The organism is Phenylobacterium aquaticum, assembly GCF_947378715.1.
Lineage (GTDB): Bacteria > Pseudomonadota > Alphaproteobacteria > Caulobacterales > Caulobacteraceae > Phenylobacterium > Phenylobacterium aquaticum_A.
This window is the reverse complement of the sequence record NZ_CANCLE010000100.1, coordinates 1-14852: the sequence shown is the minus strand read 5'-3', so window position 1 is coordinate 14852 and position 14852 is coordinate 1. Positions and strand designations below refer to the sequence as shown.

Here is a 14852-nt window from a genome sequence, read left to right as displayed (position 1 = left end):
TTGGAGGTATGGAGCCGCAGATAGTGGTCCTCGGCCTCCACCGCCCAGATCTCGGCCCCGCGCAGCTTGACCGGCAGGCGCTCCAGGAACTTGATCGGGGCGGGGTCGCCGGCCGCCCGGGCGCCGGTCTGGCTCATCAGATAGGCGTGGCGGTTCATGCCGACCGCCAGGGCGGTGAAGGCCTGGCAGCACACGAAGGTCACCGCGATATAGGCGGGGATGCTCTTCATCGGATCGCCATGATGGGGGATCAGATAGGTCGAGCCCCAGGCGAACAGCCCCATGAACGGGGTCATCAGGGTCGCCGAGACCATCCCCTGCAGCCACCGGCGGCTGTTCAGGCCCGGCAGCAGCCGGACCGTGCCGCGAAAGCAGATCAGGCCCAGGATGGAGCCGATCCAGGCCAGGGGCAGGGTATAGACCAGTCGCAGGACCAGGGGCGCGCCCATGGTTCCGAAGGCGCCCACGAAGGCCAGGAAGCCGCCGACCATGCTGGACCCGATCAGGGTGCGGCCGACCACCGCCCAGGTGATGGGGTCCGTCGACGAAGCGTGAGCGGCGTCACTCAGCATCTGGCGTAGCGGCGATGTCATCCGGCGTATCGGCCTTTGCGCATCGAGAAGCCGGTCTCCAGACAGAGGGCGAACCCCGGGGGCCATCCGGGCTGAACATCCGAGCCCCCGTCCACATGGAGATACCGGATGTCGTCCGTTTCGCAAACGCCCGCCGCCCCCGCCAGCGTCCTGTCGCGCTTCCGGCCCTGGATCTGGCTGGCGATCGCCGCGATTCTGCTGATCGTGTTGGCGCCGGTCTGGCGTCAGGTCCTGCAGGCGGCCGCCCAGGCCCATCCGCACGGGCCTGACCTGGCCCTGTTCGCCCGCCTGCCCCTGGCCATCAAGCTGCATATCCTGGGCGCGGTCAGCGCCATCGCGGTCGGCGCGGCCCTGATGACCCTGCGCAAGGGCAGGACCTTCCACCGCACGGCCGGCTGGCTGTGGGTCGGCCTGGTCAGCCTGGTCGCGGGATCGTCCTTGTTCATCACCAGCCTGAACCATGGTCACTGGTCCCTGCTGCACCTCTTGACCGGCTGGACCTTGATCATCCTGCCGGTGGCCGTGCTGGCCGCCCGGCGTCACAAGGTCGCACAACATCGCCGCACCATGATGGGCCTGTTCTATGGCGGCTTCGCGCTGAACGCCTTCATCGCCTTCATTCCCGGCCGGGTCATGTGGACCCTGTTCATGGGCTAGGCGGCAGCCTGGAGGCCCCGGTCGCGGCGACATCCGACGCCCCTAGGAACGATGTCGCGGTTCGGCCATGATCTCCGCTATAAGCCCACGCCAAGCTGGGTGCGGAATCCGAATGGCCGACTATATTTTTCACGACCCGAGCGGTCGCCGCGCCAAGCGCGCGGGCCTGATCGGCGGGCTGATGATCGCCCTGGCGGCGGCCCTGATCGCGGCGTTCTTCGCCACCCTGGCCTTCGCGCCACGGCTGCCGGACCTCAAGCTCACCGACCCCCGGGTGCTGCGGGCCCTGCACGTCGAGACGGCGCATCGGCTGCGCGGCAAGCTCGACTGGACCAAGACGCCCCGACCCCATGGCCTGCGCAGCCACAACGCCCAGGTCCCGACGCCGACCCCGGCTAAGCCGCTGACCGTCGGCTTCTATGTGTCGTGGGATGAGCAGTCGCGGGAATCCCTGGCCCGCAATGTCGACGCCCTCGACGTGGTCGCCCCGCAGTGGATTTCCCTGGCCGGGCCGGACGGTTCGGTCGAGGTCACCGCCGACCCCCGCGCCGACGCCATACTGGCCGGCGCCAAGCACCGGCCGGCGGTGATGCCGGTGGTGTTCAACGCCCGCGACGCGGCCTGGAACGGCCCCGAGGCCGACGCCCTGATTCTCAATCCCAAGGCCCGGGCCAAGCTGGTCGCCACCCTGACGGACCTGGCCAAGGCCAAGGGCTATGCCGGCTATATCTTCGACCTGGAAAACCTGTCGCCCCGGGGCGCGGCCGCCTATCCCGCCTTCCTGTCCCAGATGGACAAGGCGATGAACACCATCGAGCGCGACGTCTGGCTGACGGCGCCGGTCGACGACCCCAGCTGGCCGCTGGCCAAGCTGCAGCAGTCCGCCGACGTCATCGTGCTGATGGCCTATGACGAGCACTTCACCACCGGCGATCCCGGGCCGCCGGCCTCCCAGGGCTGGTTCCAGAGCCAGGTCTCCCAGGCCATGTCCCAGCTCGATCCGGGCCGGACCATCGTGGCCCTGGGCTCCTACGGCTATGACTGGGCCCTGAAGAGCAAGTTCCACGCGACCGGCGCCGGGGTGGTGACCTTCAACGAGGCGACCCAGAACGCCCATGATTCCGGGGCGGCGGTCGCCATGGACCAGGGTTCGCTCAACGCCACCTATGGCTATCAGGACGAGACCGGCCGCGACCATGCGGTCTGGTTCCTCGACGCGCCCTCGGTCTTCAACCAGATCAAGGTCAGCGATCCGCTTCGCCCCCTGGGCTATGGCCTGTGGCGGCTGGGCTCGGAGGATCCGGGGGTCTGGAGCGTGCTGCCCCACGCCTATGGCCAGGTCAGCGCCGCCGGGCTCGAGGCGGTGACGCCGGGCCAGGATGTGAACTTCGACGGCAATGGCGAGGTGCTCAAGGTCACCGCCGAGCCGACCGCCGGCCACCGGACGCTGACCACCGACAAGGCCACCGGCCTGATCTCGGCCGAGACCTATGACGTGCTGCCGACCTCCTATGTGATCCAGCGCTATGGCTTCCATCCGGGCAAGGTGGCGATCACCTTCGACGACGGCCCCGACAGCCGCTGGACGCCGAAGATCCTCGACATCCTCAAGGCCAAGCAGGCCAAGGCCACCTTCTTCGTGATCGGCGAGAACATGGCCCGGTTCCCGGACCTGGTGGCCCGCGAGGTGCGCGAGGGCCAGATGGTCGGCGGCCACACCTGGACCCACCCCAATATAGGCGAGACCCCGGTCGCCCAGACCGAGATCGAGCTCAACGCCACCCAGCGGCTGTTCGAGACCATCACCGGGCGCTCCATGCGCCTGTTCCGGCCGCCCTATTTCGGCGACGCCGAGCCGTCGACCCCGCGCGAAGTCGCCCCGCTGCTGACCGCCCAGAAGCTGGGTTATCTGACCGTCGGCCTGCGCATCGACCCTGACGACTGGAAGAAGCCGGACGCCAGCCTGATCGTCCAGCGCGCCCTGGACCGATTGTCCGACACCGGGCCGCGCGAGGGCCAGATCCTGCTGCTGCACGATTCCGGCGGCGACCGCAGCCGCACGGTCCAGGCCCTGCCGCTGCTGATCGACGCCTTGCGCGCCCATGGCTACACCCTGGTCAGCGTCGACCAATTGGCCGGGATGAGCCGCGAGGCCGCCCTGCCCAAGGCGACCCGCGACGGCTTCGAGCTGTTCCTCGACCGGATGGGCTTTGGCCTGTTCCACTATTTCGAGCTGGCGCTGCGGGCCCTGTTCCTGACCGCCATCATCCTGGGCGTCCTGCGGCTGGCCATGCTGGCGATCCTGGCCCTGGTGCACCGGGCGCGGATCGACGGGCGGACCCCGCCTCTGGCCTTCCCCGAAGAGGGGCCGATGGTCAGCGTGCTGATCCCCTGCTTCAACGAGGAGAAGGTGATCGCCTCCTCCATCGCCCGGATCCTGGCCTCGCGCTGGGCCCGGCTGGAGGTCATCGTCCTCGACGACGGCTCCAAGGACGCCACGTCCCAGGTGGTCCGCGACGCCTATGGCGACGAGCCCCGGGTCAAGCTGATGACCTTTGAGAACGGCGGCAAGGCCCGGGCGCTCAACCGGGGCCTGGTCGAGGCCAGGGGCGAGATCATCGTGGCGCTCGACGCCGACACCCTGTTCCCCAAGGACACCATCGCCAAGCTGGCCCGCTGGTTCGACGACGCCCGGGTGGGCGCCGTGGCCGGCAACGCCCTGGTCGGCAACCGGGTCAATCTGGTCACCCGCTGGCAGGCGTTGGAATATATCACCGCCCAGAACCTCGAGCGCCGCGCCCTGGCCGCCCTCGGGGCGGTGACGGTGGTGCCCGGCGCGGTCGGGGCCTGGCGCAAGTCGGCCCTGGCTGAGCTCGGCGGCTATCCCGCCGACACCCTGGCCGAGGACCAGGACCTGACACTCGCCGTGCAGCGGGCCGGGTGGCGGGTGGAGTTCGATCCGGAGGCCAGGGCCTATACCGAGGCGCCGGACACCGTCGCCGGCCTCTTGAAGCAGCGCTATCGCTGGTCGTTCGGTACGCTCCAGTGCCTATGGAAGCATCGGGCCGGGATGTTCAACCCCAAGCATCCGATCCTGGGCTTCGTCGCCCTGCCGCAGATCTGGCTGTTCCAGATCCTGCTCACCGCCGTCGCGCCCCTGGTCGACCTGGCGGTGGTGTGGAGCACCATCACCTCGGTCTATGGCATGATCTCGCACCCGGTGGAGTGGTCCTCCGACGACGTGCTGCGGCCGCTGTTCTACTGGGCGGCCTTCATCTTCCTGGACCTTTCGGCCGGCGCCCTGGGCATGGCCCTGGAACGCAAGGCCCCCTGGAGCGACCTGGCCTGGCTGCCGGCCCAGAGGTTCGGCTACCGCCAGCTGATGTATTATGTGGTGATGAAGTCGATCGCCTCGGCCATCCAGGGCGCCCGGGTCGGCTGGGGCCGGCTGGAACGGCGCGGCAGCGTCGCCACCAAACATCTGGGATGAGCGCCTTGACACCGGTGTCTATCGTTTTCCGCCTACCGTTACGTGACGCCGCGACGCAGGTTGCCACCTTGCGACGGGGCGCCTATAAACCCGCCCACTCGCCGTTCCGGCGAACCCTCGAACCCACGCTTTTCGGCGACTCATGAACATCCACGAGCATCAAGCCAAGGCCGTCCTCTCCGAGTTCGGCGTCGCGGTCCCGCGCGGCTACGCCGCCTACACCGCCGATGAGGCCGCCGAGGCGGCGACCAAACTCGGCGGTCCCGTCTTCGTCGTGAAATCCCAGATCCACGCCGGTGGGCGCGGCAAGGGCAAGTTCGAGGGCCTGGGCCCCGACGCCAAGGGCGGCGTGCGGGTGGTCAAGTCGGTCGAGGACGTCAAGTCCAACGCCGCCGAGATGCTGGGCCGCGTCCTGGTGACGCACCAGACCGGTCCGAAGGGCAAGCAGGTCAACCGCCTCTACATCGAAGAGGGCGCGGCGATCGCCAAGGAATTCTACCTGTCGCTGCTGGTCGACCGCGAAACGAGCCGGGTCTCGGTCGTGGCCTCCACCGAGGGCGGCATGGACATCGAGGACGTGGCCCACTCCACGCCCGAGAAGATCCACACCTTCTCCATCGATCCCGTCACCGGCGTCTGGCCGGAACATGGTCGTCGCCTGGCCAAGTCGCTGGGCCTGACCGGCGGTCTGGCCAAGGAAGCCGGGGTCCTGCTGGGCCAGCTCTATGCGGCGTTCATGGCCAAGGACATGGCCATGCTGGAGATCAATCCGCTGATCGTCACGGCGGATGACCACCTGCGCGTCCTGGACGCCAAGGTCAGCTTCGATTCCAACGCGCTCTATCGCCACCCCGAGATCGTCGCCCTGCGCGATGAGAGCGAGGAGGACCCCAAGGAGATCGAGGCCTCCAAGTACGAGCTCTCCTATATCGCCCTGGACGGTGAAATCGGCTGCATGGTCAATGGCGCGGGCCTGGCCATGGCGACCATGGACATCATCAAGCTCTATGGCGCCGAGCCGGCCAACTTCCTCGACGTGGGTGGCGGCGCCACCCGCGAGAAGGTGACCGCAGCGTTCAAGATCATCATGGCCGACCCCAATGTGAAGGGGATCCTGGTCAACATCTTCGGCGGCATCGCCCGCTGCGACATCCTGGCCCAGGGCGTGGTCGAGGCGGTGAAGGAGACGGGGCTTGTCGTTCCGCTCGTCGTCCGCCTGGAAGGCACGAACGCCCAGCAGGGCAAGGATATCATCAACAATTCCGGCCTGAACGTGATCGCCGCGAACGATCTGTCGGACGGCGCGGAAAAGATCGTCAAGGCCGTGCGGGGGAACGCCTAATGTCCATCCTTATCGGCAAGGAAACCCGGGTCATCTGCCAGGGCATCACCGGCGCCCAGGGCACGTTCCACTCTGAACAGGCCATCGCCTACGGGACCAAGATGGTCGGCGGCGTGACGCCCGGCAAAGGCGGCTCGACCCATATCGGCCTGCCGGTGTTCGACACCGTGGGCGAGGCGGTTCGCCAGACCGGCGCCGACGCCAGCGTGATCTATGTCCCGCCGCCCTTCGCGGCCGATTCGATCCTGGAAGCCATCGACGCGGAGATCCCGCTGATCATCTGCATCACCGAGGGCATACCGGTGATCGACATGATCAAGGTCAAGCGCGCCCTGTCCGGATCCAAGTCCCGCCTCATTGGGCCCAATTGCCCGGGCGTTTTGACGCCGGAAGCCTGCAAGATCGGCATCATGCCGGGAAACATCTTCAAGAAGGGCTCGGTGGGTGTTGTCTCCCGCTCGGGCACGCTTACCTACGAAGCCGTGTTCCAGACCACGAATGTGGGCCTGGGCCAGACGACGGCGGTCGGCATCGGCGGCGACCCGGTCAAGGGGACCGAGTTCATCGACATGCTCGACCTGTTCCTGAAGGACCCGGAGACGGAATCGATCATCATGATCGGCGAAATCGGCGGGTCGGCTGAAGAAGATGCGGCGGAGTTCATCAAGAATTCAGCCATCAAGAAGCCTATGGTGGGCTTCATTGCGGGACGCACCGCCCCTCCTGGGCGGCGTATGGGTCACGCGGGGGCCATCATTTCGGGCGGCAAGGGCGGCGCCGAGGACAAGATTGCTGCGATGGAGGCTGCGGGGATCCGCGTGTCACCGTCTCCGGCGCGACTCGGCGAGACCCTGCTCGAGGTGCTGAAAGGCGCCTAAACGGCAAATTCAAGCGTAGGGCGGTCCGCGCTCGGCTCCTCTTCCAGAAGCTCCGCGGTCCGCCGGGAAAGCGGATGACATGGCGGACGACGGAAGTCTGATCAACGAGGTGCTCGCGGAGACCTCCTTCCTGTACGGCGGCAACGCCGCATTCGTGGAGGGGCTCTACGCCAAATGGGCGGCCGACCCGAACGCGGTCGAGCCCTCCTGGAAGGCGTTCTTCGCCTCCCTTCAGGACCGCGCCGACGAGGTGAAGGCGGCAACCGCCAAGCCCGCCTGGACCCACACGACCGCCCCGGCCCAGCGCCCCGACTGGCTTTCCGCCATCGACGGGCTCTGGCCGGCGGTCGAATCCAAGCTCGCCAACAAGATCGAGACCCGCGCGCCACAGGCCAGTCCCGAGAAGGTCCGGGCCGCGACGCTGGATTCGCTGCGCGCCATCATGATGATCCGCGCCTATCGGATGCGCGGCCACCTGCGGGCCAATCTGGACCCCCTGGGCATCAACATCCCGCCCGGCGACGCCACCGAGCTCGATCCCGCCAGCTACGGCTTCACCGAGGCCGACTATGACCGGCCGATCTTCCTGGACTTCGTGCTGGGCCTGGAGACCGGTACGATCCGCGAGATCCTGGCGATCCTGAAGCGCACCTACTGCGCCGATGTCGGCGTCCAGTACATGCACATCTCCGACCCGGCCCAGAAGGCCTGGCTGCAGGAGCGCATCGAGGGTCGCGACAAGGAGATCGTCTTCACCCAGCAGGGCAAGATCGCGATCCTCAAGAAGCTGATCGAGACCGAGGGCTTCGAGAAGTTCCTGCACAAGCGCTTCCCCGGCACCAAGCGCTTCGGCCTGGACGGCGGCGAGGCGATGATCCCGGCCCTGGAGCAGATCATCAAGCGCGGCGGCGCCTTGGGCGTGACCGACATCGTGCTGGGCATGCCGCACCGGGGTCGCCTGAACGTGCTGGCCGCCGTGATGGCCAAGCCCTACCAGGTGATCTTCCACGAGTTCCAGGGCGGCTCGACCCTGCCGTCCGACGTCGAGGGCTCGGGCGACGTGAAGTACCACATGGGCGCCTCCTCGGACCGCGCCTTCGACGGCAATTCCGTCCACCTGTCCTTGACCGCCAACCCGTCGCACCTGGAGATCGTCAATCCCGTGGTGCTGGGCAAGGCCCGCGCCAAGCAGGCCTTCCAGCTGCGCGAGACCTCCGACGCCGGCCGCACCCATGTCCTGCCGCTCCTGATGCACGGCGACGCGGCCTTCGCGGGCCAGGGGGTGGTGGCCGAGTGCTTCGCCATCTCCGGGGTGAAGGGTTATCGCACCGGCGGGACCATCCACTTCATCGTCAACAACCAGATCGGTTTCACCACCGCGCCGCAATATTCCAGGTCCTCGCCCTATCCGTCGGACGTGGCCCTGATGGTCGAGGCGCCGATCTTCCACGTGAACGGCGACGATCCGGAAGCCGTCACCTATGTGGCCAAGGTCGCCACCGAGTTCCGCCAGCAGTTCGGCAAGGATGTCGTCATCGACATGTTCTGCTACCGCCGGTTCGGTCACAACGAGGGTGACGACCCGACCATGACCTCGCCCTTGATGTACGCCAAGATCAAGGACCACCCGACCACGCGGGAGCTCTACACCCGCCAGCTGGTCGCCGAGGGCGTGACCACCCGCGAGGAGGTCGACGGCTGGATCAGCGAGTTCGACGCCTTCCTCGACGGCGAGATGGAGGCCGGCAAGGTCTATAAGGCCAACAAGGCCGACTGGCTGGACGGCGCCTGGGCGGGCCTGGCCCTGCCCGACAGCGACGACCGGCGCGGCGACACCTCGGTGCCGCTGCAGAAGCTGATCGACCTCGGCCAGAAGATCACCGCCATCCCCGCCAGCCTGGACATCCACAAGACCGTCAAGCGGGCCATCGACGGCCGTCGCGTGGCGATCGAGTCGGGCGAGAACCTGGACTGGTCGACCGGCGAGCACCTGGCCTTCGCCAGCCTGCTCGACGAGGGCTTCCCGGTCCGCCTGGCCGGCCAGGACAGCGTGCGCGGCACCTTCGTGCAGCGCCACTCAGACCTGATCGACCAGACCACCGAGGAGCACTACACCCCGCTGGCCAATCTGCGTCCCGGCCAGGCCCACTTCGAGGTGCTGGATTCGCCCTTGTCGGAAGAGGCGGTGCTGGGCTTCGAATACGGCTTCTCGCTCGCCGATCCCAAGACCCTCGTCCTCTGGGAAGGCCAGTTCGGCGACTTCGCCAATGGCGCCCAGGTGGTGATCGATCAGTTCATCTCGTCGGGCGAACGCAAGTGGCTGCGGATGAGCGGCCTGGTGATGCTCCTGCCCCACGGCTACGAAGGCCAAGGTCCGGAACACTCCTCCGCCCGGCTGGAGCGCTTCCTCCAGCTCTGCGCCGAGGACAATCTACAGGTCGTCAACTGCTCGACCCCGGCCAATTATTTCCATGTGCTGCGCCGGCAGATGCGTCGCGAATTCCGCAAGCCGCTGATCGTCATGACGCCGAAGTCGCTGCTGCGGCACAAGAAGGCGGTCTCGCGGCTGGTGGACATGGCCGAGGGCTCGTCCTTCCACCGGGTGCTGCACGACGACGCCGAGCGTCAGCGCAACACCACCGTCGAGCTTGCAGCGCCTGAGAAGATCCGTCGCGTCGTGCTCTGCTCGGGCAAGGTCTATTACGACCTGCTGGAGGCCCGCGAGGAGAAGGGCGTCAATGACGTCTATCTGATGCGCCTGGAGCAGTTCTATCCGTGGCCGGTGAAGTCGCTCTCCACCGAACTGGCGCGGTTCCCCAACGCCGAGCTGGTCTGGTGCCAGGAAGAGCCGAAGAACATGGGCGGCTGGACCTTTGTCGACCCGTGGCTGGAGCTCACCCTCGACCGGCTGAAGGTCAAGGCCAAGCGCGCCCGCTATGTCGGCCGCCCGGCCTCCGCCTCCACCGCCGCCGGCCAGATGAGCCGTCACATGCGCGAGCTACAGGCCTTCCTGGCCGAGGCCTTCGCCTAAACCCACGCAGAACAGCAACAGTCCTCCCCCAACTCCGCGAGACAGAAAGACCCTATCAATGGCCGACATCATGACGCCCGCCCTGGGCGAGTCCGTCACCGAAGCGACGGTGGCGCGCTGGGCGAAGAAGCCGGGCGAGGCGGTCAGGAAGGATGAAATCCTGGTCGAGCTCGAAACCGACAAGGTCAGTCTGGAAGTCGCCGCCCCTGCCGACGGGGTGCTGGAATCGATCTCGGCCGAGGAGGGCGCCACGGTCGAGCCCGGCGCGATCCTGGGCCGCGTGACCGAGGGCGGGGCCGCCGCCAAGCCTGCCGCAGCCCCTGCCGCCGCCGCGCCGGCCCCCAAGGCCGAGGCGCCGAAGCCGGCGCCCGCGCCCACGCCGGCTCCGGCCCCTGTCGCCGGTGCGCCGCTCGCCCCCTCCGCCCAGCGGATCGTGGCCGAGAACAATCTCGACGCCGGCGCGATCGCCGGTTCGGGCAAGGGCGGCCGGGTGACCAAGGGCGACGCCATCGCCGCCCTGGAGGCCCGCGCCAACGCCCCGGCCCCGGTCGCCGCCCCCGCCGCGCCGCGCGCGATCCATGAGCTGGAACAGCGGGTCCGCATGACCCGCCTGCGCCAGACCATCGCGCGCCGGCTGAAGGAGGCCCAGAACGCAGCGGCCATGCTGACGACCTTCAACGAGGTCGACATGACCGCCGTCATGGCGCTGCGCAACCAGTACAAGGATGTCTTCGAGAAGAGCCACGGGGTGAAGCTCGGCTTCATGAGCTTCTTCGTGAAGGCGGTGATCCAGGCCCTGAAGCATGTGCCGGACGTCAATGCCGAGATCGAAGGCACCGACATCATCTATAAGAACCACTACGACATCGGGGTCGCGGTCGGCACCGAGAAGGGCCTGGTGGTTCCCGTGGTCCGCGACGCCGACGCCATGAGCCTGGCCGGCGTGGAAAAGGCGATCGGGGCGCTCGGCAAGAAGGCCCGCGACGGCCAGCTGGCCATGGACGACCTGCAGGGCGGCACCTTCACCATCTCCAATGGCGGGGTCTATGGCTCGCTGATGTCGACGCCGATCCTCAATGCGCCGCAGTCCGGCATACTGGGCATGCACAAGATCCAGGATCGGCCGATGGCCGTGAACGGCCAGGTGGTGATCCGCCCGATGATGTACCTGGCGCTCAGCTACGACCACCGCGTGGTCGACGGCCAGGGCGCCGTGACCTTCCTGGTCAAGGTCAAGGAAGCCATCGAGGATCCGCAACGCCTGCTGCTCGACCTCTAGAGCCTTGCCAGACAGATATCGACTCCGTATCTACTGAATGTAGATACGGAGTTCGTCGTGGCTGATGTCCTGAAGGCCAAGCTCTTCGCCCATGGCGGCAGCCAGGCTGTGCGCCTGCCCAAGGCCTTCCGCTTCGAGGGGACCGAGGTGCGCATCCGCAAGGAGGGCGACCGGGTGATCCTGGAGCCGGTCCGCGCGGACTTCGCCGGCCTCTGGGCCCGGCTCGACGCCCTGGCGGACCCTGACCAGCCGTTCCCCGAACGCCCGCCCCAGCCCACGGCCCCCGCGCCGCCGGAGTTCGGCGCATGATCCTTGGCCTCGACACCCGGGTGGTGATGGCGCTGCTCAGCGGCGCCGAGCCGCACTATCGCAGGCGGCTGGACGAGGCCCGCGCCCTGGGCGCCCAGGCCTGCCTCTCCAGCATCGTCCTGAATGAGCTGGCCCTGGCCGCGCTCAAGGGGCCGCGTGTCGACCAGGATCTGATGCGCATCGACGCCCTGGTCGGCGAGATCGAGGTCGAGGCCTGGACCGCCGAGGACGCCCTGGCGGCGGCCCGCCTGCGGATGGAGCTGGAGCGGGACGGCCAGGGGATCGGCGCCTTCGACACCCTGGTCGCCGGCCAGGCGCTCAGCCGGGGCTGGACCCTCGTGACCACCGACGCCTGGGCCTTTCTGCGGGTGAAGGGCCTAGCCCTGCTCGACTGGTCCGATCCGGCCGGCGCGCGCGACTATTCCGAGGCGGCCCTGGCGCGGCGGATGAAGGCGGCCCTAGTGTCTGGCGACCGCTGAGCCCGCGACGATTTGACCGGCTGGGCGGCGATCACGCCGATTGAGCCAAGTTTCTGACCCGCCCGCCTCGCGTCGCGCCGAAAACGCCTATATCTCGGCGCCAAGTCTTCCACCTGGATCCGAGGCTCATGGCCCAATACGACGTCATCATCATCGGCGGCGGCCCCGCCGGCTACAATGCGGGCATCCGCGCCGGCCAACTGGGCCTCAAGGCCGCGGTGGTGGAGAAGCGGGTGACGCTGGGCGGCACCTGCCTGAACGTCGGCTGCATGCCGTCCAAGGCCCTGCTGCACGCCTCCGAGCTCTATGCGGCCGCGGCCGGTCCGGAGTTTGCGACCCTGGGCATCGAGGTGAAGCCGAAGCTGAACCTGGTGCAGATGATGGCCCAGAAGGCCGAGTCGGTGACGGCGCTCACCAAGGGCATCGAGTTCCTGTTCAAGAAGAACAAGGTCGACTGGGTGAAGGGCATGGGCAAGATCGCCGGGCCCGGCAAGGTCGAGGTGACCGCCGAGGACGGCTCGGTCACCGTGCTTGAGGCCAAGAACATCGTCATCGCCACCGGCTCGGAGCCCTCGGGCCTGCCGGGCGTCGCGGTCGACAACAAGCGCATCGTCGATTCCACCGGGGCCCTGTCGCTGCCGGAAGTGCCGAAGTCGCTGGTGGTGATCGGCGCCGGCATCATCGGCCTGGAGCTGGGCTCGGTCTGGCGCCGGCTGGGCGCCGAGGTGACCGTGGTCGAGTTCCTGGATCGCATCACGCCCGGCATGGACGCGGAGACCGCCAAGACCTTCCAGCGGGCGCTCGCCAAGCAGGGGATGAAGTTCAAGCTGGGCGCCAAGGTCACCGGCGCCAAGGCGTCCAAGTCCTCCGTCAGCCTGACCGTCGAGCCGGTGGCCGGCGGCCCCGCCGAGACGCTTGAAGCCGACTACGTCCTGCTGGCCATCGGCCGGCGGCCCTACACCTATGGCCTGGGCCTGGAGAGCGTGGGCGTCGTTCCGGACAAGCGCGGCTTCATCGAGACCGACCATTTCAAGACCTCGGCCCCCGGCGTCTGGGCGATCGGCGACGCGATTCTCGGCCCCATGCTGGCCCACAAGGCCGAAGAGGACGCCGTGGCGGTGATCGAGCTGATCGCCGGCAAGTACAGCCACGTCGACTACAATCTGGTCCCCAGCGTGGTCTACACCGCGCCGGAAGTGGCCTGGGTCGGCAAGACCGAGGAGCAGCTGAAGGAGGCCGGCGTCGCCTATAAGGCCGGCAAGTTCCCCTTCACCGCCAACAGCCGCGCCAAGATCAACCACGAGACCGAGGGCTTCGTGAAGGTGCTGGCCGACGCCAAGACCGACGAGATCCTCGGCGTCCACATGATCGGCCCCCAGGTCGGCGAGATGATCGGCGAATATTGCGTGGCCATGGCCTTCAAGGCCGCCGCCGAGGACGTGGCCCGCACCTGCCACCCGCACCCGACCCGCTCGGAGGCCGGCAAGCAGGCGGCCATGGGCGTCGATAACTGGACGATGCAGGCCTAGGTTCAAGGTGGCGAGATTCTGCCCGTCCCAGGGTGGAATCTCGCCCACCGTCCCTCGCGCCGGACGGTTTTCGCGCTAGGCTGCCCCCAACGACATATGGGGAATGACGATGGCCGAGTGGAAAGATCCTGAGATCGGGGCGGTGCGGGCGTTGCTGGCCAGCATGCCCGACGCGCCGACCACCGAGGGCCTGACCTTCGCCGAGCGCCGGCCGGGCATGGACGCCTTTGGCGACATGGCCCCCCTGCCGGAAGGCCACGTCTATGAGGCCGTCACCTTCGCCGGTCGCCCCGCCGAGCGGCACACGCCGCCGGGCGCCGACCCGACCAAGGTCATCCTCTATCTGCACGGGGGCGGCTATTGCCTGGGCAGCCCCAAGAGCCATCGCGGCCTGACCGCCCAGCTGGCCCTGGCGGCCGGCGCGGTCGCCGTCACCCCCGACTATCGCATGGCGCCGGAGGACCCCTATCCGGCGGCGGTCGACGATGCGCTGGCCGCCTATCGCGCCCTGCTCGACGAGGGTTTCGCGGCCGCCAGGATCGTCATCGCCGGGGACAGCGCCGGGGGTGGCCTGACCCTGGCCACGGCCCTGGCCGTCCGCGCGGCGGGCCTGCCGCAGCCGGCCGGCCTGTTCCTGATCAGCCCCTGGGCCAGCATGACGCCGACCGGGGTCTCCTATGAGGCCAAGCTCGCCACCGACCCGATGATCACCGGCGTAGCGCTGGCCGAATTCGCCGCCGCCTATCTGGGCGGCGCGACCGACCCGGGCCTGGCCTCGCCGGTCCGTTCGGACTTCGCCGGCCTGGCGCCGATCCTGATCCATGTGGGCTCGGAGGAGGTGTTGCTCTCCGACGCCCTGCTGGTGGCCGAGCGGGCGGGTCTCGCCGCCGTGCCGGTGACGCTCGAGGTCTGGCCGGAGATGATCCACGTCTGGCACGCCTTCTACGGGTTCCTGGGGGCTGGCCGCGCCGCCATCGCCAAGGCCGGGGGCTGGATCGCGGAGCGTCTCGCCTGAGGTTTCCCGGCCAGGTCCGTCTCGTCCGCTGGGGAGAGCAGCCGATCTGCGCGGCGCTCTGCGTGGCGGTGCTGCGCGACACCTTCACCTGGCTGCCGGCCTGGCGGCACAATCCGCAGGACTTCCTGCGGGACGCCCGGGAGGAGGACCTCTATGTCGCCGTCCTCGACCACCGCATCGTGGGGGTGGCGGCCTATCATCGGGCCGGGGATTTCCTGCACTCGCTCTATGTCAGCCAGCGCGGCGTCGG

Annotated in this window: 11 protein-coding genes and 1 pseudogene; 11 read left to right on the top strand and 1 reads right to left on the bottom strand. The window is 68.2% G+C overall.

Features of this window, described 5'->3' with window-relative positions:
* A pseudogene (locus Q7P21_RS13430) lies at positions 1 to 593 on the bottom strand (hypothetical protein); the annotation flags it as partial.
* A gap of 108 nt (positions 594 to 701) precedes the next feature.
* On the opposite strand from Q7P21_RS13430, the gene Q7P21_RS13425 reads away from it, so the two are divergent.
* The 11 genes from Q7P21_RS13425 to Q7P21_RS13375 all read left to right on the top strand — a co-directional run.
* A complete protein-coding gene (locus Q7P21_RS13425; protein ID WP_304165785.1) occupies positions 702 to 1250 on the top strand; it encodes a DUF2306 domain-containing protein in 549 nt (182 codons plus the stop codon).
* 112 nt (positions 1251 to 1362) lie between these two features.
* Positions 1363 to 4740 carry a glycosyltransferase gene (locus Q7P21_RS13420; protein WP_304177457.1) on the top strand — a complete coding sequence of 1126 codons (3378 nt, stop codon included), beginning with the start codon at positions 1363 to 1365 and terminating at the stop codon, positions 4738 to 4740.
* Positions 4741 to 4882: 142 nt separating this feature from the next.
* A complete protein-coding gene (gene sucC, locus Q7P21_RS13415; protein ID WP_304165788.1) occupies positions 4883 to 6082 on the top strand; it encodes an ADP-forming succinate--CoA ligase subunit beta in 1200 nt (399 codons plus the stop codon).
* Entirely contained in the window at positions 6082 to 6960 is an 879-nt protein-coding gene (gene sucD, locus Q7P21_RS13410) for a succinate--CoA ligase subunit alpha (protein WP_304165789.1), read from the top strand. Before sucC ends, sucD begins: the two co-directional genes overlap by 1 nt.
* Positions 6961 to 7039: 79 nt before the next feature.
* Positions 7040 to 9991, top strand: a complete 2952-nt coding sequence (locus Q7P21_RS13405; protein WP_304165790.1) for a 2-oxoglutarate dehydrogenase E1 component — start codon at positions 7040 to 7042, stop codon at positions 9989 to 9991.
* 58 nt (positions 9992 to 10049) lie between these two features.
* Positions 10050 to 11270 (top strand): 2-oxoglutarate dehydrogenase complex dihydrolipoyllysine-residue succinyltransferase, encoded by a 1221-nt coding sequence (odhB, locus tag Q7P21_RS13400; protein ID WP_304165791.1) that lies wholly within the window; start codon positions 10050 to 10052, stop codon positions 11268 to 11270.
* A 57-nt stretch (positions 11271 to 11327) separates the two neighbouring features.
* Positions 11328 to 11579 (top strand): antitoxin, encoded by a 252-nt coding sequence (locus tag Q7P21_RS13395; RefSeq protein ID WP_304165793.1) that lies wholly within the window; start codon positions 11328 to 11330, stop codon positions 11577 to 11579.
* Positions 11576 to 12058: a PIN domain-containing protein gene (locus tag Q7P21_RS13390; protein ID WP_304177456.1), complete on the top strand. Its 483-nt coding sequence runs from the start codon at positions 11576 to 11578 to the stop codon at positions 12056 to 12058. Before Q7P21_RS13395 ends, Q7P21_RS13390 begins: the two co-directional genes overlap by 4 nt.
* Before the next feature lie 128 nt (positions 12059 to 12186).
* Positions 12187 to 13587 carry a dihydrolipoyl dehydrogenase gene (gene lpdA, locus Q7P21_RS13385; protein ID WP_304177454.1) on the top strand — a complete coding sequence of 467 codons (1401 nt, stop codon included), beginning with the start codon at positions 12187 to 12189 and terminating at the stop codon, positions 13585 to 13587.
* Positions 13588 to 13696: 109 nt separating this feature from the next.
* Positions 13697 to 14602 carry an alpha/beta hydrolase gene (locus Q7P21_RS13380; RefSeq protein WP_304165798.1) on the top strand — a complete coding sequence of 302 codons (906 nt, stop codon included), beginning with the start codon at positions 13697 to 13699 and terminating at the stop codon, positions 14600 to 14602.
* Between the two features lie 62 nt (positions 14603 to 14664).
* Positions 14665 to 14852, top strand: a 188-nt coding sequence (locus Q7P21_RS13375; protein ID WP_304177453.1) for a hypothetical protein, incomplete at its 3' end; no start/stop codon positions are given.